Genomic DNA, 21,161 nt, shown 5'->3' with positions numbered 1-21,161 from the left:
GGCGTCCGTCCTGCCGGGAGTGATCGATGCCAAAATCGGTGTTTCGGTTTCTGTCGCGGCAGCCGGATGCGGTCGAGCTGGAAAACGACAGATATCTCTTGCGCCTGCCGCGCTACCAGGATTTCAACCAGTGGCACCGGTTGCGCGCCGAAAGCCGCAAGTTCCTGGAGCCCTGGGAGCCGACCTGGCGGCGCGACGAGTTGACCGAGGGCGCCTACCGCGCCCGCGTCATCCGCGGCAAGCAGGAATATGCCTCGGGCCAGGCCATTCCGCTGTTCATTTTCCTCAAGGAAAACCACACTCTCGTCGGCGGCATCACCATCGGTTACATCAGGCGGGGTGCGGCGCAAAGCTGCATGATCGGCTACTGGATGGGCGAGCGCCATGCCGGGCAGGGGCATATGTTCGCCGCCCTGCAAATGGTTATTCCTTATATCTTCACCGGGCTTGAGTTGCACCGTATCGAAGCAGCCTGTATTCCAGATAACGCGCGCAGCATCCGTCTGCTTGAAAAGGCCGGGTTTCAGCAGGAAGGTTATCTGCGCGGATACTTGAAGATCAACGGTCAGTGGCATGACCATGTGATGTTTTCACGTCTCGCCACCGATACGGATAAAGGCAGGAAAACCGACAGCCGATGACCAGAGACCGCATGCTGCCCAAGTCACCGTCCGGACGAGTGATCGCGGTGATCGCAGCCCTTTTCCTGGCGGCCTTCGCCCTGGCGGCGGGCGCTGCCCAGGCGGCCGAACCGGTGAAGATTTCCCGTGACGATACCGCGCTCGATCTGACCGCGACGACCGAAATCTACGTCAATCAGGGCGAGGCCTTCCAGGTTTCGACGGCTGCCGGCGCCGACGGTATCCGCCGCCGCATCGAGGTGAGGGCAAGCTCGGAAAATCACCAGGGCGACTGGGCGGTGTTTGCGCTCGCCAACGTCTCGGAGGAACAGCTGGAGCGCGTCATCGTCGCGCCGCATTTCCGCCTGGTCAATTCCAAGCTGTTCTGGCCGGATCTCGGCTCGCAGCGCATCAGCGCCATCACGCCGAGCGAAGGTTTTGCGCTCGATCGGCAGCCGAGCGACGAGGCCGACGTCTTCCGCATCACGCTGAACCCCGGCGCCGTCATCACCTTCGTCGCCGAGCTGTCGACGCCGGAGCTGCCGCAGATCTATCTCTGGGAACCGAACGCCTACAAGGACACGATCAACGCCTTCACGCTCTATCGCGGCATCGTGCTCGGCATTGCCGGCCTGCTCGCCGTGTTCCTGACCATCCTCTTCGTCGTCAAAGGCACCTCGATGCTGCCGGCGACGGCGGCACTCGCCTGGGCGGTGCTCGGCTATATCTGCGTCGACTTCGGTTTTCTCGGCAAACTGATCAGCGTCGCCTCGGCCGACCAGCGAATATGGCGCGCCTGCGCCGAAGTGGCGCTCGCCTCCAGTTTCGTCATCTTCCTCTTTACCTATCTCAACCTCAACCGCTGGCATGCGCATCTCGGTTACGCCACGCTTGCCTGGGTGCTCGGCCTTGCCCTGCTCTTCGGCGTGGCGATCTACGATCCGTCGATTGCCGCCGGCATCGCCCGACTGTCCTTCGCGCTGACGGCGGCGACCGGGCTCTTGCTGATCATCTATCTCGGCTTCAACCGCTACGACCGCGCCATCCTTTTGGTGCCGGCCTGGGCGCTGACGCTCGTCTGGCTGTTCGGCGCATGGATGACCGTCACCGGGCGGCTCGACAACGACATCATCCAGCCGGCACTCGGCGGCGGGCTGGTGCTGATCGTGCTTCTGATCGGCTTCACCGTCATGCAGCACGCCTTTGCCGGCGGCGCCTTCCAGCAGGGGCTGTTTTCCGATCTCGAGCGGCAATCGCTGGCGCTGACCGGATCCGGCGACATGGTGTGGGATTGGGACGTGGCGCGCGACCGCGTCGTCACCATTCCCGACGTCTCGGCCAAGCTCGGCCTATCGCCGGGCACCATGCATGGGGCGGCGCGCAACTGGCTGCCGCGGCTGCACCCGGATGATCGCGACCGCTTCCGCGCCACGCTCGACGTGCTGCTCGAACACCGTCGCGGCCGGCTGAACCACGAGTTCCGTATCCGCGCCGAGGACGGGCATTTCCACTGGCTGCTGATCCGCGCCCGGCCGGTGCTCGGCTCGAACGGCGAAATCATCCGCTGCGTCGGCACGATCGTCGACGTGACCGAGCAGAAGAATTCCATCGAGCGGCTGCTGCACGATGCCCTGCACGACAATCTCACGGGCCTGCCGAACCGGCAGGTGTTCCTCGACCGGCTGCAGGCGGTGCTGGCGCTGGCGCCGGGCGGCGACACGCTCAAGCCGACCGTGATGGTGATCGACATCGACCGCTACAAGCTGGTCAACGATGCGCTCGGGGTTGCGGCCGGCGACAATATCCTCATCGCGTTGACCCGGCGCCTGCGCCGGCTGTTGAAGCCGCAGGACACGCTGGCGCGGCTGGCCGGCGACCAGTTCGGCCTCATCCTGGTGTCCGAGCACAATCCGGCCAAGGTCGCCGATTTCGCCGATGCGATCAGCAAGGCGATCATGGTGCCGATCAATTTCGCCAACCGCGAGATCATCCTGACGGCCTCGATCGGCCTGACCTCGTGGGTGGACCGGCAGGAGAGCGCCACCGGCCTGCTCAGCGACGCCGAGCTTGCGATGTACCGGGCAAAACGGGCCGGCGGCAACCGCGTCGAGCCGTTCCAGCCGGCCTTCCGCGATTTCGGCACCGACCGGCTGCAGCTCGAAACCGATCTGCGCCGCGCCATCGAGCGCAAGGAATTGTCGATGGTCTACCAGCCGATCGCCCGGCTTGAAGATGTCGAGGTCGCCGGCTTCGAGGCGCTGATGCGCTGGGAACATCCCAAGCGCGGCAATATCCCGCCATCCGAATTCATCCCGATCGCCGAGTCCTCCGATCTCATCGGCCCGCTCGGCATGTTCGCGCTGGAACAGGCGACCAACGATCTGATGAGCTGGCAGAACCAGACCGGCGAACTGCCAATCTTCGTGTCGATCAATCTGTCGAGCGTGCAGCTGCTCAACAACGAGCTCTATGACGATGTGCGCTCGGTTCTTGCCAAGACCCATTGCCAGCCCTCGCGCCTGAAGCTCGAACTGACCGAGTCCATGGTGATGGAAAACCCGGAACAGGCCCGGCTCGTGCTGCAGAAGCTGAAGGAAGCCGGCATCGGGCTGGCGCTCGACGATTTCGGCACCGGCTATTCGTCGCTTGCCTATCTCACCCGTTTTCCCTTCGACATGATCAAGCTCGACAAGGCCCTGGTGCGCGACGGCAGCGACAAGAAGGCGACCGTGCTCAGATCGGTGATCGCAATGGCGCGCGAACTGGAGATGAAGGTGGTGGCCGAGGGTATCGAATCCAACGAGGATGCGATCGAGCTCGCCAAGATGGGCTGCAGCTACGGACAAAGCTATCTGTTCGGCCCGCCGATCGCTTCGGAATCGGTGCTGCGGCTGCTGCGGGAGCGGTTTCCGCTGACCAAGCGGGCGTGAGATAACCTGCTGGTTTCGTCGGTTACCGCGTCGGCGGCAAAGGCCACCTTTGGCCACGACTGATAAAGTGATAGGCCCGGAGGGAGCGCCGGCCCAGCGCTTTTGGCCACCCACTGCCACCACATAATCGTTTTGCTTTTTCACATTTGGGGGGCCGCGCATGGATGGGCAAGCCGAAGTCGACCTTCCAACTCAGAGACAAAAGCGGGCTTGGGCATCGGCGGCGTTGCTTTGTGTTCTGGCATCGCCAGTCTTCCTCGTCCTGAAAACGCTCGCTTTTATGATTGGCCTGAATCCGTTCCTGTTTTTATTCGGGGCATTCCTCGTCGTCGCTGGCGTTGGGTTTCTTCTTGGCCCGGTGTCGGTGGTTTGGAGTGGGTATATAGCGGTGACCGAAGTCATTCTTGGGCTTTCGGAAGACCACCAATACTTCTTGTGCTGTTCGCCGAAAAATCGAGCTGAGGCAGAATTTGCTTCATTCGTGCCAGTTTTGATGTTTCCGGCAGGAATGACGAGCTGCCTACTTCTAGCTCGGCTTATGTTTTGGAAATCCCTCACGCTCCGACAGATGATATTGGTTGTCGCGGTCTCGACTGTTATCGCGCAAAGTCTGTTGTGGTACTACGAATGGCAAGAGGTGATTGTGAAATGTTCGGCCGTTCAGTGTAATTTCTGAAATGATTTGCGAATTGATTGAGGTAGCGTACGGAACTTCTATGGTCGCCGATTCGTCTGAATGTCCGGGAGCGCTTTCCACTGACCAAGCGGCCTGAAGCGCCGGTCTCAGCGCTCGACGGGAACGCTTAAGCCCACCTTCACCCGATCCATCGCGACGAATGTGCGGAAGCGCTTGACGTTGTTGTTCCCGAAAAACAGCCGCCGCGTCAGCGCCTCGTAGTCGGCCATTGAGGGGACGACGATGACCAGGATGAAATCCGCCTCGCCGGTGACGTAGTAACACTGCTGAATCTCAGGCGCGGCGGCGAACTGGCTTTTGGCCTCTTCGATCTGTTTTGCCGTTTCGCTGATCACCTCCACCTCGACGAAGATGGTGATCGATTGCCCGAGGGCTGCGGGGTCGAGAACGGCGACATTTGCCCGGATGACCCCGTCCTCGGTCATCCGTTTGATCCGGCGTTGGACGGCAGGCGCAGACAGGCCGACGGCTTCGCCGATCGTTCGTTGCGGCGTCATATTGTCCCTTTGCAGGATCGCCAGGATTTTGTGATCGAAAGCATCCAAGGGAGATTTTAGTGGCCGGCTCAAAACGGGCTCCAATGAAACAAAATTGCAAAACAAGGCCCGAAATACAGCGCCTTTTTCACCTCGCCTGCAATATGTTTTAGCCGAACAATTGAAACAAGGCGCTTATGTTTCTGCTGAATAGCAATGCCGACTACCGTCAGCCCCTCGACCCGCGGGACGCCGAAATCCTCGGCATGGAGGCCGGAGACGCGGTGGAGCGGCACCTGGCTTTCCGGGAAAACCATGCGGAAACGCCGCTCGTTAATCTGCCGGCGCTGGCGGCCGAACTCGGTGTCGGCTCGATCCATGTGAAAGACGAGGGCCACCGGCTCGGCCTTGGAAGTTTCAAGGCGCTTGGCGGTGCCTATGCCGTGATCCGGCTGGTCCTCGAGGAAGCGGCAAGGAGGCTCGGCCGTGCCGTCGATATCTCGGAATTGCATTCTTCTGATGTCCGAGAGGTGGCCGAGACGATGACCGTCGCCTGCGCCACCGACGGCAATCACGGCCGGTCGGTGGCGCAAGGTGCGCAGTTGGTGGGAGCCCGGGCGGCGATTTTCGTGCATGCCGGGGTCAGCGACGAACGCGTCGCCGCCATCGCCCGCTTCGGCGCCGAGATGATCCGTGTCGACGGGACCTATGACGATTCCGTTCGGGAGGCGGCGCGCATTGCCGAGGAGAAAGGCTGGACCATCGTCTCGGACACCTCATGGGGGGGTTATGAGCGCATTCCCGGGCTGGTGATGCAGGGCTACACCGCCCTTGTCCGGGAGGCGCTGAGGGCAATGCAGCAGCCGCCCACCCATGTCTTCATCCAGGCCGGCGTCGGGGGGATCGCCGCCACTGTCGCAGGCCACATGGCGATCGCGTTCGGCGATGAACGCCCGACCTTCACCGTCGTCGACCCCGCCCGCGCCGCCTGCCTGTTCGAAACGGCGCGGGCCGGACATCTGGTGACCGTTGCCCATGGCGAGCCGACCGTCATGGCGATGCTCGAATGTTACGAACCCTCACTTGTCGCCTGGCGTATTCTCTCTCGTGTCGCCGATGCATTCATGACCGTGGATGAGGACGAGGCAATCGCGGTGATGAGGCGGCTTGCCGATCCGGCTGGAAACGACCCGGCGATTGTCGCCGGCGAAAGCGGCGGGGTCGGGCTTGCCGGGCTGATCCGCGCTGTCGGCAATCCCGAGATCAAGCAGGCATTGTCTCTCCACGACCATTCCCGCATCTTCCTGGTCAACACCGAGGGCGCGACCGACCCCGGCAAGTATGAGGAGATCGTCGGGCTGTCACCGGCCGCGGTCGCCTGGAAAGACAGGACTGGAGCTTCAGCATGAGCCATCGTTCGATCGATTCCGCGCGTCTGCTCGGACGCATCGCCGAGCTCGGCGCGATCGGCCGCGATGCCGAGGGAAGGCTTGTCCGCTTGGCGGCGTCCGATAGCGAAAAGCTTGGGCGCGATCGGTTCGTCTCCTGGCTCGAGGACGCCGGGCTGGAGGTGGCCGTCGACCGGATCGGCAATATCTTCGGTATCTGGAATGGCACCGGTGGGGGTGAAAAGCCGATCATGATCGGTTCCCACATCGACACGGTGATCAATGCCGGCATCTATGACGGATGTTATGGCGTGCTGGCTGGCCTCGAAGTGATCCAGACGCTGAAAAGCGAAGGCTTTAAACCGTCGCGCCCCATTGTCGTTGCCGCCTTCACCAATGAGGAAGGGGTGCGCTATGCACCGGATATGATGGGTTCGCTGGTCTATTCCGGAGGCCTCGATGTCACCGCAGCACTCGAGACGGTGGGCACTGACGGTACGGTGCTCGGCGATGAACTGGCGCGGATCGGCTATGCCGGCAGCCATGCGTCCGGCTTCATGACGCCGCACGCCTATGTCGAACTGCATATCGAGCAGGGTCCTGTTCTCGAAAGGAAGGGCGTGCCGGTCGGCGCGGTAGAGAACCTGCAGGGTATTTCCTGGCAGAAGGTGATCATCGACGGCGATGCCAACCATGCCGGCACGACACCGATCTCGATGCGCCGCGACGCCGGCTACGCGGCTGCCCGCGTCATCACCTTTCTGCGCGACCGCGCCAGGGCATCGAACACGCCGACGGTCGCGACCGTCGGCTGCATTGCTTTTGAGCCGAACGCCATCAATGTCATTCCTTCACGCGCCACCTTCACGGTCGATCTGCGCGATCCGGACGAGGACCGGCTGCAGGAAGAGGAAACCGCGCTCGCCGCATTCCTCGAGCTGCTTTCGGCCGAGGAAGGGGTTGGCATATCCGTCGAACGGCTGGCGCGCTTCGAGCCGGTCAATTTCGACCAGGCGATCGTTCGCCTGATCGAAGCTGCCGCCAGGGATCGCGGCCTGGCGTGCAAGCGCATGACGTCGGGCGCCGGCCATGACGCCCAGATGATTGCCCGCATCGCGCCTGGGGCGATGATCTTCGTGCCGAGCCGCGGCGGCATCAGTCACAATCCGAAGGAATTCACATCAGATACGGAGCTTGTCGCGGGGGCGAATATCCTCCTCGACGTCGTTTGCGGACTTGCAACAGGGGAACTGCCGAGATGAGCGTCGACAGCCGGAAGCTGGAACAGGACATGACCGCCTGGAGGCGCGACCTTCACAGCCATCCCGAATTCGGCTTCGACGAGAAGCGGACGGCGGCTTTCGTCGCCCGGAAACTGCGGGAGTTCGGGCTCGACGAGGTTGTCGAAGGTGTCGGCGGCACAGGGGTTGTCGGAACGCTCCGGCGCGGCGGCGGCAACCGTTCCATCGCGCTCCGCGCCGACATGGATGCTCTGAGGATTACCGAACAGGGTGATCGGCCCTATCGATCGCAGACCGCCGGTGTCATGCATGCCTGCGGCCATGACGGCCATACGGCAATGCTGCTTGGCGCCGCCAAGATGCTGTCGGAGGACGGCGATTTCGACGGCACGGTCCGCTTCATCTTTCAGCCGGCCGAGGAGTGGGGCAAAGGCGCGCTGGCGATGCTCGACGATGGGCTGATGACGCGCTTTCCCTTCGACGAAATCTACGGTCTGCACAACATGCCGGGCCTTCCGGTCGGCGTCTTCCAGACCCGCGCCGGCGCGATCATGTCGGCTGAGGATAATTTCGAGATCGTGCTCAAGGGCGTCGGCGGACACGCCGCGCGTCCGCACTCCGGCAACGAAGTCCTGGTCGCCGCCTGCGCATTGGTGACGAACCTCCAGACCATCGTTTCCAGGCGGCTCGATCCGACCGATATCGGCGTCGTCTCCGTCACCGAGCTTCTGACCGACGGCACTCGCAACGCCCTGCCTGGACTGGCCCGCATCCTCGGCGATGCCCGCAGCTTCCGTCCGGAGGTCAGCGCGGCGATCGAAAAGCAGATGCGCCGCATCGCCGAGGGCACCGCGCTTGCCCACAATGTCTCGGCCGAAGTGAACTATACGAGAGAATTCGTTCCCCTGCTCAATGATGCCGCCCTGGCCGAGGAAGCCTTTGCCGCAGCCCGCAGCGTCTTCCCGTCCGAGAACGTCAAGGTCCGGCGCGAGCCGATGACCGGATCGGAAGACTTCGCCCGCTTCCTCGACCATGTCCCCGGCTGCTTCGTCTTCCTCGGCAATGGCGAAGGTTCCGCGCCGCTTCACAATCCGAATTACGATTTCAACGACGCCGGACTGATCCATGGCGCCAAATTCCACGCGAGCATCGTGTGTCGGCGGTTGAACGCCAGCTGACGATCGGGCGCCGCCCACTGTCCTTGAGCCGGTTTTCGGATGGCAGTGGGTTACGCGAATGATGAGAGCATTTGCAACCGCCTTCGCCAAACCATTGACCAACGGCCTGCGATGTGCGCCTCTCATGGCTTGCACAAGGAAAATTCCATGCTCAAGTTTCTGCTCACCCTCTCCTTGGGTGTTTTTTGCGTCTCGCCGCTTCAGGCCGGCGAACTCACTCCCGCCACCAAGAGCTGCCTGTCGGGAGAAAAACAGGGGCATTGCGAGCGGTGGGTCAAGGATTACAAGACGGCCATGGATCTGGCGCAGAAGGGCGATCACGGCGCCCAGGTGACCGTTGCCTTCTGCCTGTCGACAGGCTGCCATGGCGCAGTCACCATCGACAGGGTCGCCTCCTGCAGCTGGCACCTCGTCATTGCCAATTCCGGTGCTGCGACAGTGCTGGACAGTTCCAACCTCAGGAACACCTGCCGGCCGATGACACCGGCGGAGAAAGACCAGGCCCGCGCCTTGTCCAGCGATCTCGTAAAGAAGATCTACAAGCGCTCGATGATCACGACCGATCAGATGTAGTTCCAATGTTGCCTGATGGGCTTGTGTCATCGGCATGCGTGATTCACTTGGTTTTTCACCGTCCGAACGCGGCCCACTGCGCGGTTTTTCTCTAGCCCTTAAACTTATATTCACTGACTGCTGATCTTGTGTTGCCTGCAATGATGATCGTCATCGCGATGCGGAGAAATTGCCGCTTCGATGACGATCCGCACGGCGCGCGGTGATGTTTCCGCTTGCATCTTCGGGATGAGCCCGCCGAAATTTTCAAATCGCCTGGTTTCGAAGACAGAGACGCGTGCCTCACCCGCACGCCTGCGTGGCTCGCAATCCCTCATTCAGCGCCGCCAGTCTTTCCCTCGCGCCCACAGCACATTTCATCAGCCGACATGAAGGGCTTTCAGATGATCAGAACCGTTTCAGCGAAACTCATCCTGGCGACCGGCACCGCGATCGCCGGCGTCCTGATCGCTTACACCGCCTTCAACGCGGTGAGTGCCAAGAACAATACCGAGCGGGAGGTCATGGCGCTGGCGACGGAACAGGCGGCCGTGGTCAGCCAGCAGGTGGCGACCGATATCACCGAGGCCACCTCGGCCGGCGCGGCTCTTGCCGCAAGCCTCTCCGGTTTCGTCGAGGGCGGATCGAAAAGCCGGGCCGACATCGTCGCGATGATCAAGACCGTGGCGCCGCAATATCCGAGCGTGTTCGGCGCCTGGATGTGTGAATTGATCGATGGTCCCCACCCGACGACCGGCACGGACGCCTTGAACAAGGAAGGCATTTTCACGCCCTATTGGACGAAGGGCGACGACGGCAAGATGGAATTCTCGACGTGGAGCATCAAGCCTGAGGACGAATATTACAGCGCGCCGCTGAAGAGCGGAAAGGCGATCATCACCTCCCCCTATCTCACCAATATGAAAAAGCTGGTCACCTCGGTTTCGGTGCCGATGCGGGTGAACGGGACTGTGGTTGGCCTCGCCGGCGTCGATATCAAACTCGACGATCTCACAGCTGCCCTGACTGAGATGCACCCCTTCGATGGCGGGCGGGTCATGCTGCTTGCCAATGACGGCAAGTGGCTCGCCCATCCCGACAAAGGCAATCTGATGAAGGACTATGCCGACGCTGGTGCTGGCGACGTCAAGCAGGCGCTCGCCGACGGCAAGATGCGGGTGATTTCAGGCTTGCCCGACGGTGCCGTGCGCCTGGTCTATCCGTTCACCGCCCGTGGCATGAACACCACCTGGGCCGCCGTTCTCGACGTGCCGGCCGCGACCTTCTCGGCGCCGGTCTGGCAGCAGATCTACAACACCGTCATCGGCGGCGTTCTCATTCTGGCGGTGATGCTCGGCGTCATCCTGACGGCGAGCCGCATCCTGATCGGCAAGCCGCTGAAGGGCATTCTGAGCGCCGTCCAGAAAATGGCAGGCGGGAATTATCGCGAGCCGATCGACCATAATGGCAGCGGTGACGAGCTCGGCAGCCTGAAGGGCGCGCTCGAGAAATTCCGCCATCAACTCGCCCGCGGCGAGACGCTCAAGGACGAGCAGGAAGCGCTGCAGGCACAGGTCGAGACCGACCGCAAACGCCAGGGTGACCTCGAGCAGGCAAAGGCGGAGGATCTGCGCCATTTCGTCGAAGTCGTGCAGAGCCGGTTCGATCGTCTGGCTTCGGGTGATCTCACCGTGCGGATGAACGAGAAGGTGGCGCCGGAATTCGAGACGATCCGGGCGAATTTCAACACGTCGGTTTCCGCCTTGGAAGACACCATTCGCAACGTCGTCAACGCCGTCTACACCATCCGCTCCGGCCTCGGCGAGATTTCGACGGCATCGAACGATCTGGCACGGCGCACGGAACAGCAGGCCGCCTCGCTGGAGGAAACCGTCGCAGCCTTGGGTGACGTCACCCGCGGCGTCAACGACACCTCGGACGGGGCAAACAGCGCGCAGCAGACGATGAAGCTTGCCCGCACTGACGCCGAAAAGGGCGGCGAGGTCGTTGCCCGCGCGATCGAGGCGATGACCGAAATCCAGAACTCCTCTGGCAAGATCGGCAATATCATCCGCGTGATCGACGAAATCGCCTTCCAGACAAACCTGCTGGCACTCAATGCCGGTGTCGAGGCAGCGCGCGCCGGTGAAGCCGGCAAGGGCTTTGCCGTCGTCGCCCAGGAGGTGCGCGAGCTCGCGCAGCGTTCCGCCCAGGCGGCGAAGGAAATCAGCGGGCTGATCTCGATGTCGTCGTCGCAGGTTCAGACCGGCGTCAACCTGGTCGAGGAAACCGGCGTGGCGCTCTCCAAGATCGTCGATCGCGTCGTCGGCATGAGCGACACGGTCAATGAAATCGCCACCAGCGCAAAGGCTCAGGCAACCAGCCTGCGGGAAGTTTCCGCCGCCGCCGATCTGATGGACAAGGTCACCCAGCAGAACGCCGCCATGGTCGAGGAGACGACAGCCGCAGCCCAGGGACTTGCCCAGGAAACGGAAACCCTCGCAGCCGTCGTCGGCCGCTTCGGCCTCGGCGGCGCCATGTCCCGCGGCAGCCAGTCGCCGGCCGCGATGAAGCTGGCGAGCTGATCAATGCATGACACCCGGAGGCGCGCAGCGGTTCCGGGCGTCATGCATAAACGGAAGAGCCGACCTTCACGCCGCAACGCCTGCGTGAAAATAAATCCCATTGCCCTCCCGGCTTTCGCGGCTATTCTGCCGACACAGAAAATCGGGAGGCTTACTGATGATCCTGCACTGCGTATTCCTGCGGCTGAAGACCGCGGTGACTGGAGACGAGAAGCAATCACTGTTTGCGGCGATCGCCGCCCTGAAACAGGTCATTCCCGGCATATTGGATATCAAATACGGGCCGAACGTTTCGCCCGAAGGCCTGCATGGCGGCTTCGTCGACGGCTTTGCCGTGACCTTCGAAAGCCCCGAGGCCCGCGACGCCTATCTCATTCATCCCGAGCACGTGACCGTCGGCGAGCGCATCGTCTCGTCGACCGATGGGGGCTTGGCCGGCATCCTGGTCTTCGACCTCAACCTGTGAGGCCGCGGGCGAACCCGCAGCCCCTCGCTCCTCAGCTCGATTTCGCCATGGCGGCGGCGAGCTGGTCGACATTGTAGCGGAACATCTTCTCATAGGTCGGCGCCGGTCCCTTGGCGTCGGAGAGCGATTCGACATAGAGCTCGCCGCCGGGCTCGGCACCGGTTGCCTTGGCGACCTGTTTGACCAGGCGGGGATCGTTGGAATTCTCGAAGAAATAGGCCTTCACATGCTCGCTCTTGATCTGCCCGATCAGCTTGGCGACGTCGGCGGCGGAGGCCTCGCTTTCGGTGGAGAGGCCGAGCGGCGCCAGGAAAGTGACATTATATTCGCGGCCGAAATAGCCGAAGGCATCATGGCTGGTCAGCACCTTGCGGCGGTCGTCGGCGACCTTGTCGAATTTCGCATGGGCGTAGGCGTTCAATTCGTTCAGCGTCCTGGTGTACTTCTCGGCATTGGCCTTGAAGGCAGCGGCATCGGCGGGATCGGCTGAAGACAGCGCCTTTTCGATATTGGCGACCCAGATCTTGACGTTCTCAGGGCTGTTCCAGACATGCGGATCGGTGATTTTTTCGCCATCCTCTTCCATGGTGCGGGTGTTAATGCCTTCGGAGACCGTCACCGGCTTGCCCTTGTAACCCGAGGCGGTGATCAGCCGGTCCATCCAGCCTTCCAGGCCTTCGCCGCTGACGAAGGTCACTTCGGCCGCATTCAAATTCTTGGCGTCAACAGGCGACGGCTCGAATTCATGGGGATCGCCGTTCGGCCCGACGAGGCTTGTCACCTTTACGTGGTCGCCGCCGACCTGTTTGACGACATCGGCAAGCACGGTGAAGGACGCCACAACCTTCAGCGTTTCGGCAGAGGCCGGCACGGCCGACAGCGCCATCAAAGCGGGGATGGCGGCGGAGAGAAGCAGTCTGTGCGAAGTCATCGAAGTCTCCTTGGGATCAGCCCTTCAGATGCGGGCGGGGAAAGAAGCGCCGGGCAATGCCCGAGGGCGCGAAAAGGATGGAGAAGGCGTAAATCAGCGCCGCCGTCATGATGATCGTCGGGCCGGAGGCAAGTTCGAGATGATAGGAGGCGATCAGGCCGAGATAGCCGGAGGCGGCGGCACTGGCGGCCGCGATCGCCATCATCACGGCTAGACTGCGCGACCAGAGCTGGGCGATGGCTGCCGGCAGCATCATCAGGCCGACCGCCATCAGCGTGCCGAGCGCCTGGAAGCTGGCAACGAGGTTCAGGACCACCAGCAGCAGGAAGAGCACATGATAGACCGGCCCGCGGCCGCCGACGGCGCGCAGGAAGTTGGGATCGAAACACTCGGCCACCAGCGGCCGGTAGATGACGGCAAGGGTGACGAGGGTCAACGAGGTGATCGCGCCGATCAGATAAAGCGCCGGAGCATCGATCGCCAGGATGGTGCCGAAGAGCACGTGCAGCAGATCGATATTCGAGCCGCGCAGCGAGACGATCAGCACGCCGAGCGCCAGCGATGCCAGATAGAAGCTGGCAAAACTTGCATCCTCCTGCAGCACGGTCATCCGACTGACGGCGCCGGAAAGCAGCGCCACCGACAGGCCGGCGACAAGGCCGCCGAGCCCCATCGCCGTCAGCGACAGCGAGCCGGCGACGAGGTAACCGATCGCCGCCCCCGGCAGCACCGCATGGCTCATGGCATCGCCCATCAGGCTCATGCGCCTGAGCATCAGGAAGACGCCGATCGGTCCGGAGCCGAGCCCGAGGCAGAGGCAGGCGACAAGCGCGCGGCGCATGAAACCGAAATCGGCAAAGGGCGCGAGGAAGAGATCGTAGACCGTCATGCCGCCGGCGCCTGCTCGGGGCCGCAAGCCTCGGCATCCTCGTCCCAGCGCTCGGCCATGGCGCGGGCCTTCAGCAGATTGGCTGACGACATGACCTCGGCGGTCGGGCCCCATCCGACAAGTTCACGGGCAAGCAGCAGGGTCTCGGGGAAATGCGCTCGCACCAGCTCGAAATCGTGCAGCACGGCGATGACAGTGCGGCCCTCGCCGTGCCAGCGGCTGACGATATCGATGAGGTCCCTGGTGGTGCGGGCATCGATTGCCGTAAACGGCTCGTCGAGCAGGATGATGCCGGCATCCTGCAGCAACAGGCGGGCAAACAGCACACGCTGGAACTGGCCGGCCGATAGCGATCCGACATGGCGTTTTCCGAAACCTTCAAGGCCGACGGCGGATAGCGCCTCGCCCGCCCTTTTCATCTCGCCGGGCGCGATGCGGCCGAAGGCGCCTGCCGTCTTCCAGGCGCCGAGCATGACCGTATCGATGACCGAGATCGGAAAACGCCGGTCGATCTCGGCCGCCTGCGGGAGATAACCAAACTCCGCCCGCCCCAGCCGATGCTCGACCCTGCCCTCGGCCGGTCGAAGCTCCCCCATGATCGCCTTCAACAGCGTCGACTTACCAGCCCCATTCGGCCCGGCAATCGCTGTCAGGCTGCCCTTCGCAAAGGCGCCGGAGACGTGATGGATGGCGGGGTGCCGGTTATAGGCGACCGTCAGATTGTCGATACGGATCACCGGCGTCATGGCAGCAGAACCGCCCAGCGGATCGCCAGCCAGAGGACGGCGACGATGAGCGAGATGCCGAGCACCCTTGAAAAAGCCGACTGTCCTAGCAGGCTGACGGAGGGGCGGTCGGGGCTCGGGGGCATTGGCTGATCCTACAATGTAATAACATTACGGTTATGTTATAACGATTGCGGCGAGATTGCGGCGGGGCATCTTGGTGGCGTTGATATTGCCGGAGAGGGAGGTGCGGCCATTTGACAGCTGGGCGCGTCGCCCGAGCTTGCTGGACGCTACCAGAGCAACCGGAGAGAAGCGCAATGTCCGCGCGCGTCCGGCCAGACATCGCTGTGTTGCTCCAAAAGCCACCCCACTCTCCGTCCTCCTCGGGCTTGACCCGAGGATCCACCCCGCCCTCCATCGGCATCGGCACTGGGCATGGATCCCAGGCTCAAGGCCTGGGATGACGGAGATTGGGGAACGCGATTGGCAGGACGCGCAACGACGCCGCTTTTCCGTCGCCCATCGCTGGATTTGCCACAGAGTTCACCCCACCCTCCGTCCTCCTCGGGCTTGACCCGAGGATCCACTCCGCCTCGATCGGCACGGGGCTTGGATCCCAGGCTCGGGGGCCTGGGATGACGGAGATTGGGGGAGCGTTTCTGCCAAATTCGCCGTTGGCGTGGGCCCCTCATCCGGCTGCCGCCACCTTCTCCCCGCTTGCGGGGCGAAGGGACACGCCGCACCCGCTCTTTTAAATCTCAGCGTCGCGTTTGGCACGTCCCCTCTCCCCGCGTGCGGGGAGAGGGTTAGGGTGAGGGGCAGCTCCGACATCTATCGAAAATTCAAAGCAGTTCCAGCATCGCCGCAGCACCCGAAACCGTGGCCTGGCCGGGGTTTTCCTCGATGTTGAGGGCCTTCACAACACCGTCTTCCACCAGCATCGAATAGCGCTTGGAGCGCAGCCCGAGGCCGCCGCCGGAAAGGTCGGCGTCGAGGCCGACGGCCTTGGTGAAGGCGGCGTCCCAATCAGCGAGGAAGTGGATCTTGCCCATGCCGCCGGAGGATTGCGCCCAGGCGCCCATCACGTGCCAGTCATTCACGGCGATGACAGCGATGTCGTCGACGCCCTTGCCGAGGATGGTGTCGCGGTTTTCGAGATAACCCGGCAGGTGGTTCAGCGAGCAGGTGGGCGTGAAGGCGCCGGGCACGGCAAACAGCACGACGCGCTTGCCTGAGAACAGCTGCTCGGTGGTGATTTCGACCGGGCCGTCGGCGGTCTTTTCCTTGAAAGTGGCGGCAGGAAGCTTGTCGCCGATCGCGATGGTCATGATCTTCTCCTTGAGTTCCGGTTTTTTGGGTTTTGGGATTCCGGCTGGGCGGCGGGCGCCGCAGGGGCTCTGCCGCGACTATAAGAGCCGGTCATTCAAAGGCAAGTGTGGCCTCCATCGCCCGCGCGCCGTCGATGACCAGCACGCCCCAGCGCTTGCCCGATATGTCATAATTGTCAGGCAACTTGCCGATGGCGACATCGACCTTGAAGCTGGCGCCGTCGCGTTTGCCGCCGATCTGCTTGGTGAAGGCATAGCCGCTCGGGCCGGTGACGATGATATCGGGGGCGCCCTTACTCTCGCCTGACCCCTTGGCCGGCAAGACCAACGTCAGCGACAGCGTCTTCCTGTCAAGCGACATCGCATGCGCGGTCACCTCGAAATCGGCCGACGGCGGCTGCGGCAGCCTTGTCTCGGCCGCCCGGAGGATCGTCTCCTCCTCCGGATGCGACTGGATGGCGGGGCCAAGCTTCAGCTGAAAATTCGCCTGGAAGGGTATGCAGATATCCCTGCAGATGCCGATAAAGGCCAAGGCGTCGATCTCGACCGGACCTTTGCCTGCCGCCTTCAGCGTCAGCGGCAGCGTCACCGGCGCGTCATAGGCGATATCTTCGATCGCGCCGTTGAAAAAATGCTTCGGGACGGGATAGGCGATCGCATCGAGCGTGACAGCGCTGCCCGGAGCGATGGTCACCTGGGGCGGAATGCCGTTGCCGCCGGGCTCTTTCCAATAGGTGATCCAGCCGGGCTTCGGCTCGATCTGCAGGGCGGCGCGGATTTTGCCGCCGGCATCGGGTGCCAGCGCCACCAGCCGCATGCGGCCGCCCTCATTGTCCGCCCAGGCGCTCATTTCCGCATGAGCGGAACAAAGGGGGACAAGGGCTGCGGCCGCCGAAAAGACCGCCATGAAAAGCCGACGCGGGACCGAGGAAATAATCATCATGGAACAACGGTTTACCGAAACTGCGGTTTGGCCGCCAGAAGTCGCGGCGATTTAAATCTTCATTTTTGGTTGATTGATGTGTGACATTGGCCCATGCTTCTCTTGTCAAGGCCTCGGTGCGGTTGGCAGCAGGAGGAACGATGTCCTTATCGACGCTGAAGAACAGACGGGAACGTGGCTTCTTCGATGGCCAGTTCCTCATCGCCATGCCGGGCATTGAAGACCGCAATTTTACGCGCACGGTGATCTATATCTGCGCTCATTCGGATGCCGGCGCCATGGGCTTCGTCATCAACCGCCCGCAGAGCCTCACCTTCACCGATGTGCTGCTGCATCTCGACATGATCAAGCAGGAAGATCAGATCGTGCTGCCGCAGCGCGCCCGCGACTTCCCGATCCAGACCGGCGGGCCGGTGGAAAGCGGCCGCGGCTTCGTGCTGCATTCGGACGACTATTCCAGCGACTCCTCGATCCCCGTCAGCGACGACATCTGCCTGACGGCGACGCTCGACATCGTGCGCGCCATCTCCAAAGGCGATGGGCCGACGCGCGCGACGATGCTGCTCGGTTATTCCTCTTGGGGCGCCGGCCAGCTCGAAAACGAGGTCGTCAACAATGGCTGGCTCACCTGCCCGGCCAATGAGGAACTGATCTTCGACCGCAGCCTCGACGACAAATACGAGCGGGCGCTGGCCGGCATGGGCGTTACCGCTGCCATGCTTTCGGCCGAAGCCGGGCATGCCTGATAAAGCTGGCCTGATAAAGCTGGCCTGATAAAGCTGGCCTGATAAAGCTGGCCTGATAAAGCTGGAACGAATTGCGCCGGCTGACGTTTCATTTCGGCAAACACGGGCACGAGGCCCATGCTTGACGAAGGAGACATCACATATGGGTAGTACCAGCGACAAGATCTCAGGCAAGGCAAACGAAATTGCCGGCAAGACCAAACAGGCCGTCGGCAAAGCCACCGATGATCGCGAAATGCAAGCCAAGGGCGCCGTTCAGGAAGCCAAAGGCAAGGGCCAGGTCGCAACCGGCAAGGTCAAGGACAAGCTCAAGGGCGCTGTCGACCGGCTCTGAGCCATAAGCTCATCCGTTATCAACCATGCCTGCTGCGCCCCTCGCGCGGCAGGCATTTTTTAATCCGCCCACCCTCATGGCAGGGACATAAGATGAAGCTTTTCGCCTGCGACAACTGCGATCAGGTCGTCCACTTCGACAACCGCCATTGCGTGCGCTGCAACCATCGGCTCGGCTTCCGGCCGGGTGATCTCGCCATGCATGCGCTGGAGCCGCGCGACGAGACGCTCTGGCAACTTGTTTCCAATCCCGAGCGCGACGTCCGCTTCTGCGCCAATGCCGGCCTCGATATCTGCAACTGGCTGGTGGATGGCGACAGCGAAAGCGAATTCTGCGTTGCCTGCCGCCATAACCGGCTGGTTCCGAACACCGATACCCAGAACGGCATCGATCGCTGGCGGCGCATCAGCCAGGCGCAGCGTCATCTGTTTTATTCGCTGTTGCGCTGGAGGCTGCCGCATCCCGATCGGGTGCAGGATCCTGAAGGCGGCCTGGTCTTCGATTTCCTCGAGGATTCGATCGAGAGCAACGGTTATGTCGTGCCGGCCATGACCGGCCACGAGGAGGGCCTGATCACCATCCGCGCCGCCGAGGCCGACGATGCCACGCGCGAGCAGGCACGCAGCTCGATGAACGAACCCTACCGCACCCTGCTCGGCCATTTCCGCCACGAGACCGGCCATTTCATCTGGAACAAGCTGGTGCGCGACCGCGACGGCCTGGCGGAATTCCGCGCCGTCTTCGGCGACGAACGGCAGGATTATGCGGCGGCCCTGCAAAACCACTATGCCGGCGGCGCGCCCCTGGGATGGCAGGACAATTTCATCAGCGCCTATGCGGCCTCCCATCCCTGGGAGGATTTCGCCGAATGTTTCGCCCATTACCTCCATATCGTCGACACACTCGAAACCGCCCGCGCCTTCGGCATCGCCATCGATCCGCGCGGCCACGAGGAAATCGCCGGCGAAGTAGACTTTCTCCCCTACCGGGCGACCAGCGCCGAACAGCTGGTCAGCGCCTGGGTGCCGCTCAGCCTGGCCATCAACGCCATCCAGCGCAGCATGGGCCAGCCGGACTCCTACCCTTTCGTGCTGTCCTCACCCGTCGTCGCAAAGCTCGAATATCTGCACCGGCTCATCCAGGGGGCTGCGACGGCGGCGTAGCGGGTGGGGTGAGTTGCTGCTGGCTCCCCCTCTTCTCCCCAGCGGGGAGAAGGTGGCCCGAAGGGTCGGATGAGGGGGCCGCACGGCACGCCATTCATTGCCCGTCGCTTGTCGCTCAGTGCCTCGCTCCTGTCGTCGCACGCCCCCTCATCTGCCTGCCGGCATCTTCTCCCCGCTGGGGAGAAGGGGAATCGTGGCAGCGCCGCATCCACATTCAACCGCGCTGCGGGTGCGACCCTCTCTGCTCAACCCAATACTTAATCATCATCAGCGCTGCTGCCTTGCTGAGCAACAGATCGCGCTCGTCCGCCAAATCCTGTTCGAAACGCTGACAGAGCCTTTCATAGACATCGAAAACCGCTCGTGCCTCATCCTGCCGACGATACACGCTCTCCATACGATCTATCGTCGAGCTCAGTTCGATTGTCGTGGGAATAGATGACACATCCACCTCCTGAACAGAACACTCCTTAAAACGAAACCGCCTTGCCCTTCTTGAACGGCTCCATGCCCCGGCGCGCAAGTTCATCGGCGCGTTCGTTTTCCGGGTGGCCGGCGTGGCCCTTGACCCAGTGCAGCGTCACGGTGTGGCGGTTGCGGGCTTCTTCGAGCGCCTGCCAGAGTTCGGCATTTTTTACCGGCTTCTTATCGGCGGTCTTCCAGCCGTTTTTCTTCCAGCCGAAAATCCACTTGGAGATGCCGTCCTTGACGTAGGCGCTGTCGGTGTAGAGGTCGACCTCGCACGGGCTTTTCAAGGCCTGCAGCGCCGAGATTGCCGCCAGCAGTTCCATGCGGTTGTTGGTCGTATCCGCTTCGCCGCCGCAAAGCTCCTTTTCGACGTCGCCATAGCGCAGCACGGCGCCCCAGCCGCCGGGGCCGGGATTGCCGGAGCAGGCGCCGTCGGTGAAGATATCGACGTGTTTCATAGGCTCAATCCGTATTCGGCCGGCGATTTAATCTGGCGGTGGAAGCGCAGCTTGCGAAGATATTCGAGCGGGTCCTTCTTGGTGACCATGGCGCCTTCAGGCGTCGTCAGCCAATCATAGAGCCGGGTCAGGAAGAAACGCAGCGCCGAACCGCGCGACAGCACCGGCAAAGCGGCGATCTCTTCGCCGCTCAAAGGGCGCACGCTCTGGTAACCCTCGAGCATCGCCGTGCCCTTGGTGATGTTGTAGGCGCCGTCCTTTTCGAAACACCAGGCATTCAGGCAGATCGAGACGTCATAGGCGAGCAGGTCGTTGCAGGCGAAATAGAAATCGATCAGGCCGGAGAGCGCGTCGCCGAGGAAGAAGACGTTGTCGGGGAAGAGGTCGGCGTGGATGACGCCGGCCGGCAGGCTCTTCGGCCAGGCGACGGCGAGGAAAGCGAGTTCGCCGCGGATCTCGTCCTGCAAGCCGGCCTCGACCTCGCCGGCGCGCGCCTCGGATTTCTCCCAGAGCGTTTGCCAGCCGTCGATTGACAGCGCGTTCGGGCGCTTGAGTTCAAAACCATCGCCGGCGACATGCATTTCGGCCAGCGCCCGGCCGACTTCGCGGCAATGTTTGGCCTCCGGCTTCCGCAGCCACATGCCTTCGAGGAAGGAGATCAGCGCCGCCGGGCGGCCCGACAGCGATCCGAGCAGCGCGCCATCACGGCGCGGCAGCGGCAGCGGACAGGACAGGCCGCGGGCGGCAAGATGCTGCATCAGGCCGAGGAAGAACGGCAGGTCGGTCTTTTCCACGCGCTTCTCATAGAGCGTCAGGATCAGCGGATCTTTCGAGGTATGCAGCAGGAAATTGGAATTTTCGACGCCCTCGGCGATGCCCTTGTAGGAGAGCAGCGTGCCGGCGTCATACTCCGTCAGGAACCACTTCAGATCGTCTTCGGCGATATCGGTATAGACTGCCAAGTGAGGTCTCGCCTTCATGCATTGCGGTTATTGGGCCGCCGGATCGACCATCCGGCGTCGATAGGATTTCCGTCTGGG

At 62.5% G+C, this 21,161-nt stretch carries 22 protein-coding genes; 12 read left to right on the top strand and 10 right to left on the bottom strand.

The window, feature by feature from the left end:
- Positions 1–26 precede the first annotated feature (26 nt).
- The 3 genes from FHX14_RS23435 (at position 27) to FHX14_RS23425 (ending at position 4,226) form a co-directional block, all read left to right on the top strand.
- Positions 27–641: a GNAT family protein gene (locus FHX14_RS23435; RefSeq protein ID WP_003588059.1), complete on the top strand. Its 615-nt coding sequence runs from the start codon at positions 27–29 to the stop codon at positions 639–641.
- Complete coding sequence (locus tag FHX14_RS23430; protein WP_184378968.1) at positions 638–3,550, top strand: sensor domain-containing phosphodiesterase; 2,913 nt, start codon at positions 638–640, stop codon at positions 3,548–3,550. The genes FHX14_RS23435 and FHX14_RS23430 overlap by 4 nt, the downstream gene beginning before the upstream one ends.
- A 160-nt stretch (positions 3,551–3,710) precedes the next feature.
- Positions 3,711–4,226 (top strand): hypothetical protein, encoded by a 516-nt coding sequence (locus FHX14_RS23425; protein ID WP_041671315.1) that lies wholly within the window; start codon positions 3,711–3,713, stop codon positions 4,224–4,226.
- 107 nt (positions 4,227–4,333) lie between these two features.
- Here the strand turns inward: FHX14_RS23425 and FHX14_RS23420 are convergent, their stop codons facing one another.
- On the bottom strand, positions 4,334–4,816 hold the full coding sequence (locus FHX14_RS23420) for an Lrp/AsnC family transcriptional regulator (protein WP_184378966.1): 483 nt from the start codon (positions 4,814–4,816) through the stop codon (positions 4,334–4,336).
- A gap of 104 nt (positions 4,817–4,920) precedes the next feature.
- On the opposite strand from FHX14_RS23420, the gene FHX14_RS23415 reads away from it, so the two are divergent.
- The 6 genes from FHX14_RS23415 to FHX14_RS23390 all read left to right on the top strand — a co-directional run bounded on the left by FHX14_RS23415 (position 4,921) and on the right by FHX14_RS23390 (position 12,133).
- Complete coding sequence (locus FHX14_RS23415; RefSeq protein WP_184378964.1) at positions 4,921–6,132, top strand: diaminopropionate ammonia-lyase; 1,212 nt, start codon at positions 4,921–4,923, stop codon at positions 6,130–6,132.
- A complete protein-coding gene (locus tag FHX14_RS23410; protein WP_184378962.1) occupies positions 6,129–7,373 on the top strand; it encodes a Zn-dependent hydrolase in 1,245 nt (414 codons plus the stop codon). Before FHX14_RS23415 ends, FHX14_RS23410 begins: the two co-directional genes overlap by 4 nt.
- Entirely contained in the window at positions 7,370–8,530 is a 1,161-nt protein-coding gene (locus tag FHX14_RS23405) for a M20 aminoacylase family protein (RefSeq protein ID WP_184378960.1), read from the top strand. The genes FHX14_RS23410 and FHX14_RS23405 overlap by 4 nt, the downstream gene beginning before the upstream one ends.
- A 147-nt stretch (positions 8,531–8,677) precedes the next feature.
- Entirely contained in the window at positions 8,678–9,103 is a 426-nt protein-coding gene (locus tag FHX14_RS23400) for a hypothetical protein (RefSeq protein ID WP_003588074.1), read from the top strand.
- A 383-nt stretch (positions 9,104–9,486) separates the two neighbouring features.
- On the top strand, positions 9,487–11,667 hold the full coding sequence (locus FHX14_RS23395; protein WP_184378958.1) for a methyl-accepting chemotaxis protein: 2,181 nt from the start codon (positions 9,487–9,489) through the stop codon (positions 11,665–11,667).
- Between the two features lie 157 nt (positions 11,668–11,824).
- Complete coding sequence (locus FHX14_RS23390) at positions 11,825–12,133, top strand: Dabb family protein (RefSeq protein ID WP_003588076.1); 309 nt, start codon at positions 11,825–11,827, stop codon at positions 12,131–12,133.
- A gap of 31 nt (positions 12,134–12,164) precedes the next feature.
- On the opposite strand, the gene FHX14_RS23385 is transcribed toward FHX14_RS23390, so the two are convergent.
- From FHX14_RS23385 to FHX14_RS23365, 6 genes are all read right to left on the bottom strand, one after another.
- Positions 12,165–13,064, bottom strand: coding sequence for a zinc ABC transporter substrate-binding protein (locus FHX14_RS23385; protein WP_184378956.1), 900 nt, complete (start codon positions 13,062–13,064; stop codon positions 12,165–12,167).
- A 16-nt stretch (positions 13,065–13,080) separates the two neighbouring features.
- Positions 13,081–13,953, bottom strand: a complete 873-nt coding sequence (locus tag FHX14_RS23380; protein ID WP_184379042.1) for a metal ABC transporter permease — start codon at positions 13,951–13,953, stop codon at positions 13,081–13,083.
- On the bottom strand, positions 13,950–14,699 hold the full coding sequence (locus FHX14_RS23375; RefSeq protein WP_184378954.1) for a metal ABC transporter ATP-binding protein: 750 nt from the start codon (positions 14,697–14,699) through the stop codon (positions 13,950–13,952). Before FHX14_RS23375 ends, FHX14_RS23380 begins: the two co-directional genes overlap by 4 nt.
- Positions 14,696–14,824: a hypothetical protein gene (locus tag FHX14_RS33405; protein WP_281414175.1), complete on the bottom strand. Its 129-nt coding sequence runs from the start codon at positions 14,822–14,824 to the stop codon at positions 14,696–14,698. Before FHX14_RS33405 ends, FHX14_RS23375 begins: the two co-directional genes overlap by 4 nt.
- A gap of 699 nt (positions 14,825–15,523) precedes the next feature.
- A complete protein-coding gene (locus FHX14_RS23370) occupies positions 15,524–16,009 on the bottom strand; it encodes a peroxiredoxin (RefSeq protein WP_184378952.1) in 486 nt (161 codons plus the stop codon).
- A 91-nt stretch (positions 16,010–16,100) separates the two neighbouring features.
- The gene (locus FHX14_RS23365; RefSeq protein ID WP_184378950.1) at positions 16,101–16,952 is read right to left on the bottom strand and encodes a protein-disulfide reductase DsbD domain-containing protein; all 852 of its coding nucleotides are present in this window, start codon (positions 16,950–16,952) and stop codon (positions 16,101–16,103) included.
- A 140-nt stretch (positions 16,953–17,092) separates the two neighbouring features.
- Between FHX14_RS23365 and FHX14_RS23360 the strand changes: the two genes are divergently transcribed.
- The 3 genes from FHX14_RS23360 to FHX14_RS23350 all read left to right on the top strand — a co-directional run bounded on the left by FHX14_RS23360 (position 17,093) and on the right by FHX14_RS23350 (position 19,195).
- A complete protein-coding gene (locus tag FHX14_RS23360) occupies positions 17,093–17,698 on the top strand; it encodes a YqgE/AlgH family protein (RefSeq protein ID WP_003588087.1) in 606 nt (201 codons plus the stop codon).
- Between the two features lie 142 nt (positions 17,699–17,840).
- Entirely contained in the window at positions 17,841–18,032 is a 192-nt protein-coding gene (locus tag FHX14_RS23355) for a CsbD family protein (protein WP_003546001.1), read from the top strand.
- A gap of 92 nt (positions 18,033–18,124) precedes the next feature.
- The gene (locus FHX14_RS23350) at positions 18,125–19,195 is read left to right on the top strand and encodes a putative zinc-binding metallopeptidase (protein ID WP_184378948.1); all 1,071 of its coding nucleotides are present in this window, start codon (positions 18,125–18,127) and stop codon (positions 19,193–19,195) included.
- A gap of 214 nt (positions 19,196–19,409) precedes the next feature.
- Here the strand turns inward: FHX14_RS23350 and FHX14_RS23345 are convergent, their stop codons facing one another.
- Genes FHX14_RS23345 through FHX14_RS23335 form a run of 3 tightly spaced genes read right to left on the bottom strand, consistent with a single transcriptional unit; the run spans position 19,410 to position 21,083 of the window.
- On the bottom strand, positions 19,410–19,640 hold the full coding sequence (locus FHX14_RS23345; protein WP_184378947.1) for a hypothetical protein: 231 nt from the start codon (positions 19,638–19,640) through the stop codon (positions 19,410–19,412).
- Between the two features lie 25 nt (positions 19,641–19,665).
- Complete coding sequence (gene rnhA, locus FHX14_RS23340; protein ID WP_003588090.1) at positions 19,666–20,121, bottom strand: ribonuclease HI; 456 nt, start codon at positions 20,119–20,121, stop codon at positions 19,666–19,668.
- Entirely contained in the window at positions 20,118–21,083 is a 966-nt protein-coding gene (locus FHX14_RS23335) for a homoserine kinase (protein WP_184378945.1), read from the bottom strand. Before FHX14_RS23335 ends, rnhA begins: the two co-directional genes overlap by 4 nt.
- Between the last annotated feature and the right edge of the window lie 78 nt (positions 21,084–21,161).

Origin of the sequence: Rhizobium sp. BK619 (genome assembly GCF_014195245.1) — a bacterium.
Taxonomy (GTDB): domain Bacteria; phylum Pseudomonadota; class Alphaproteobacteria; order Rhizobiales; family Rhizobiaceae; genus Rhizobium; species Rhizobium acidisoli.
Note: the sequence above shows the minus strand (reverse complement) of the source record. Positions and strands in the feature narration are given on the sequence as shown.

Coding starts and splice junctions, on each gene's coding strand:
- FHX14_RS23435 (WP_003588059.1), top strand. CDS start 27: ATGCCAAAATCGGTGTTTCGGTTTCTGTCGCGGCAGCCGGATGCGGTC.
- FHX14_RS23430 (WP_184378968.1), top strand. CDS start 638: ATGACCAGAGACCGCATGCTGCCCAAGTCACCGTCCGGACGAGTGATC.
- FHX14_RS23425 (WP_041671315.1), top strand. CDS start 3,711: ATGGATGGGCAAGCCGAAGTCGACCTTCCAACTCAGAGACAAAAGCGG.
- FHX14_RS23415 (WP_184378964.1), top strand. CDS start 4,921: ATGTTTCTGCTGAATAGCAATGCCGACTACCGTCAGCCCCTCGACCCG.
- FHX14_RS23410 (WP_184378962.1), top strand. CDS start 6,129: ATGAGCCATCGTTCGATCGATTCCGCGCGTCTGCTCGGACGCATCGCC.
- FHX14_RS23405 (WP_184378960.1), top strand. CDS start 7,370: ATGAGCGTCGACAGCCGGAAGCTGGAACAGGACATGACCGCCTGGAGG.
- FHX14_RS23400 (WP_003588074.1), top strand. CDS start 8,678: ATGCTCAAGTTTCTGCTCACCCTCTCCTTGGGTGTTTTTTGCGTCTCG.
- FHX14_RS23395 (WP_184378958.1), top strand. CDS start 9,487: ATGATCAGAACCGTTTCAGCGAAACTCATCCTGGCGACCGGCACCGCG.
- FHX14_RS23390 (WP_003588076.1), top strand. CDS start 11,825: ATGATCCTGCACTGCGTATTCCTGCGGCTGAAGACCGCGGTGACTGGA.
- FHX14_RS23385 (WP_184378956.1), bottom strand. CDS start 13,064: ATGACTTCGCACAGACTGCTTCTCTCCGCCGCCATCCCCGCTTTGATG.
- FHX14_RS23380 (WP_184379042.1), bottom strand. CDS start 13,953: ATGACGGTCTACGATCTCTTCCTCGCGCCCTTTGCCGATTTCGGTTTC.
- FHX14_RS23375 (WP_184378954.1), bottom strand. CDS start 14,699: ATGACGCCGGTGATCCGTATCGACAATCTGACGGTCGCCTATAACCGG.
- FHX14_RS33405 (WP_281414175.1), bottom strand. CDS start 14,824: ATGCCCCCGAGCCCCGACCGCCCCTCCGTCAGCCTGCTAGGACAGTCG.
- FHX14_RS23370 (WP_184378952.1), bottom strand. CDS start 16,009: ATGACCATCGCGATCGGCGACAAGCTTCCTGCCGCCACTTTCAAGGAA.
- FHX14_RS23365 (WP_184378950.1), bottom strand. CDS start 16,952: ATGATGATTATTTCCTCGGTCCCGCGTCGGCTTTTCATGGCGGTCTTT.
- FHX14_RS23360 (WP_003588087.1), top strand. CDS start 17,093: ATGTCCTTATCGACGCTGAAGAACAGACGGGAACGTGGCTTCTTCGAT.
- FHX14_RS23355 (WP_003546001.1), top strand. CDS start 17,841: ATGGGTAGTACCAGCGACAAGATCTCAGGCAAGGCAAACGAAATTGCC.
- FHX14_RS23350 (WP_184378948.1), top strand. CDS start 18,125: ATGAAGCTTTTCGCCTGCGACAACTGCGATCAGGTCGTCCACTTCGAC.
- rnhA (WP_003588090.1), bottom strand. CDS start 20,121: ATGAAACACGTCGATATCTTCACCGACGGCGCCTGCTCCGGCAATCCC.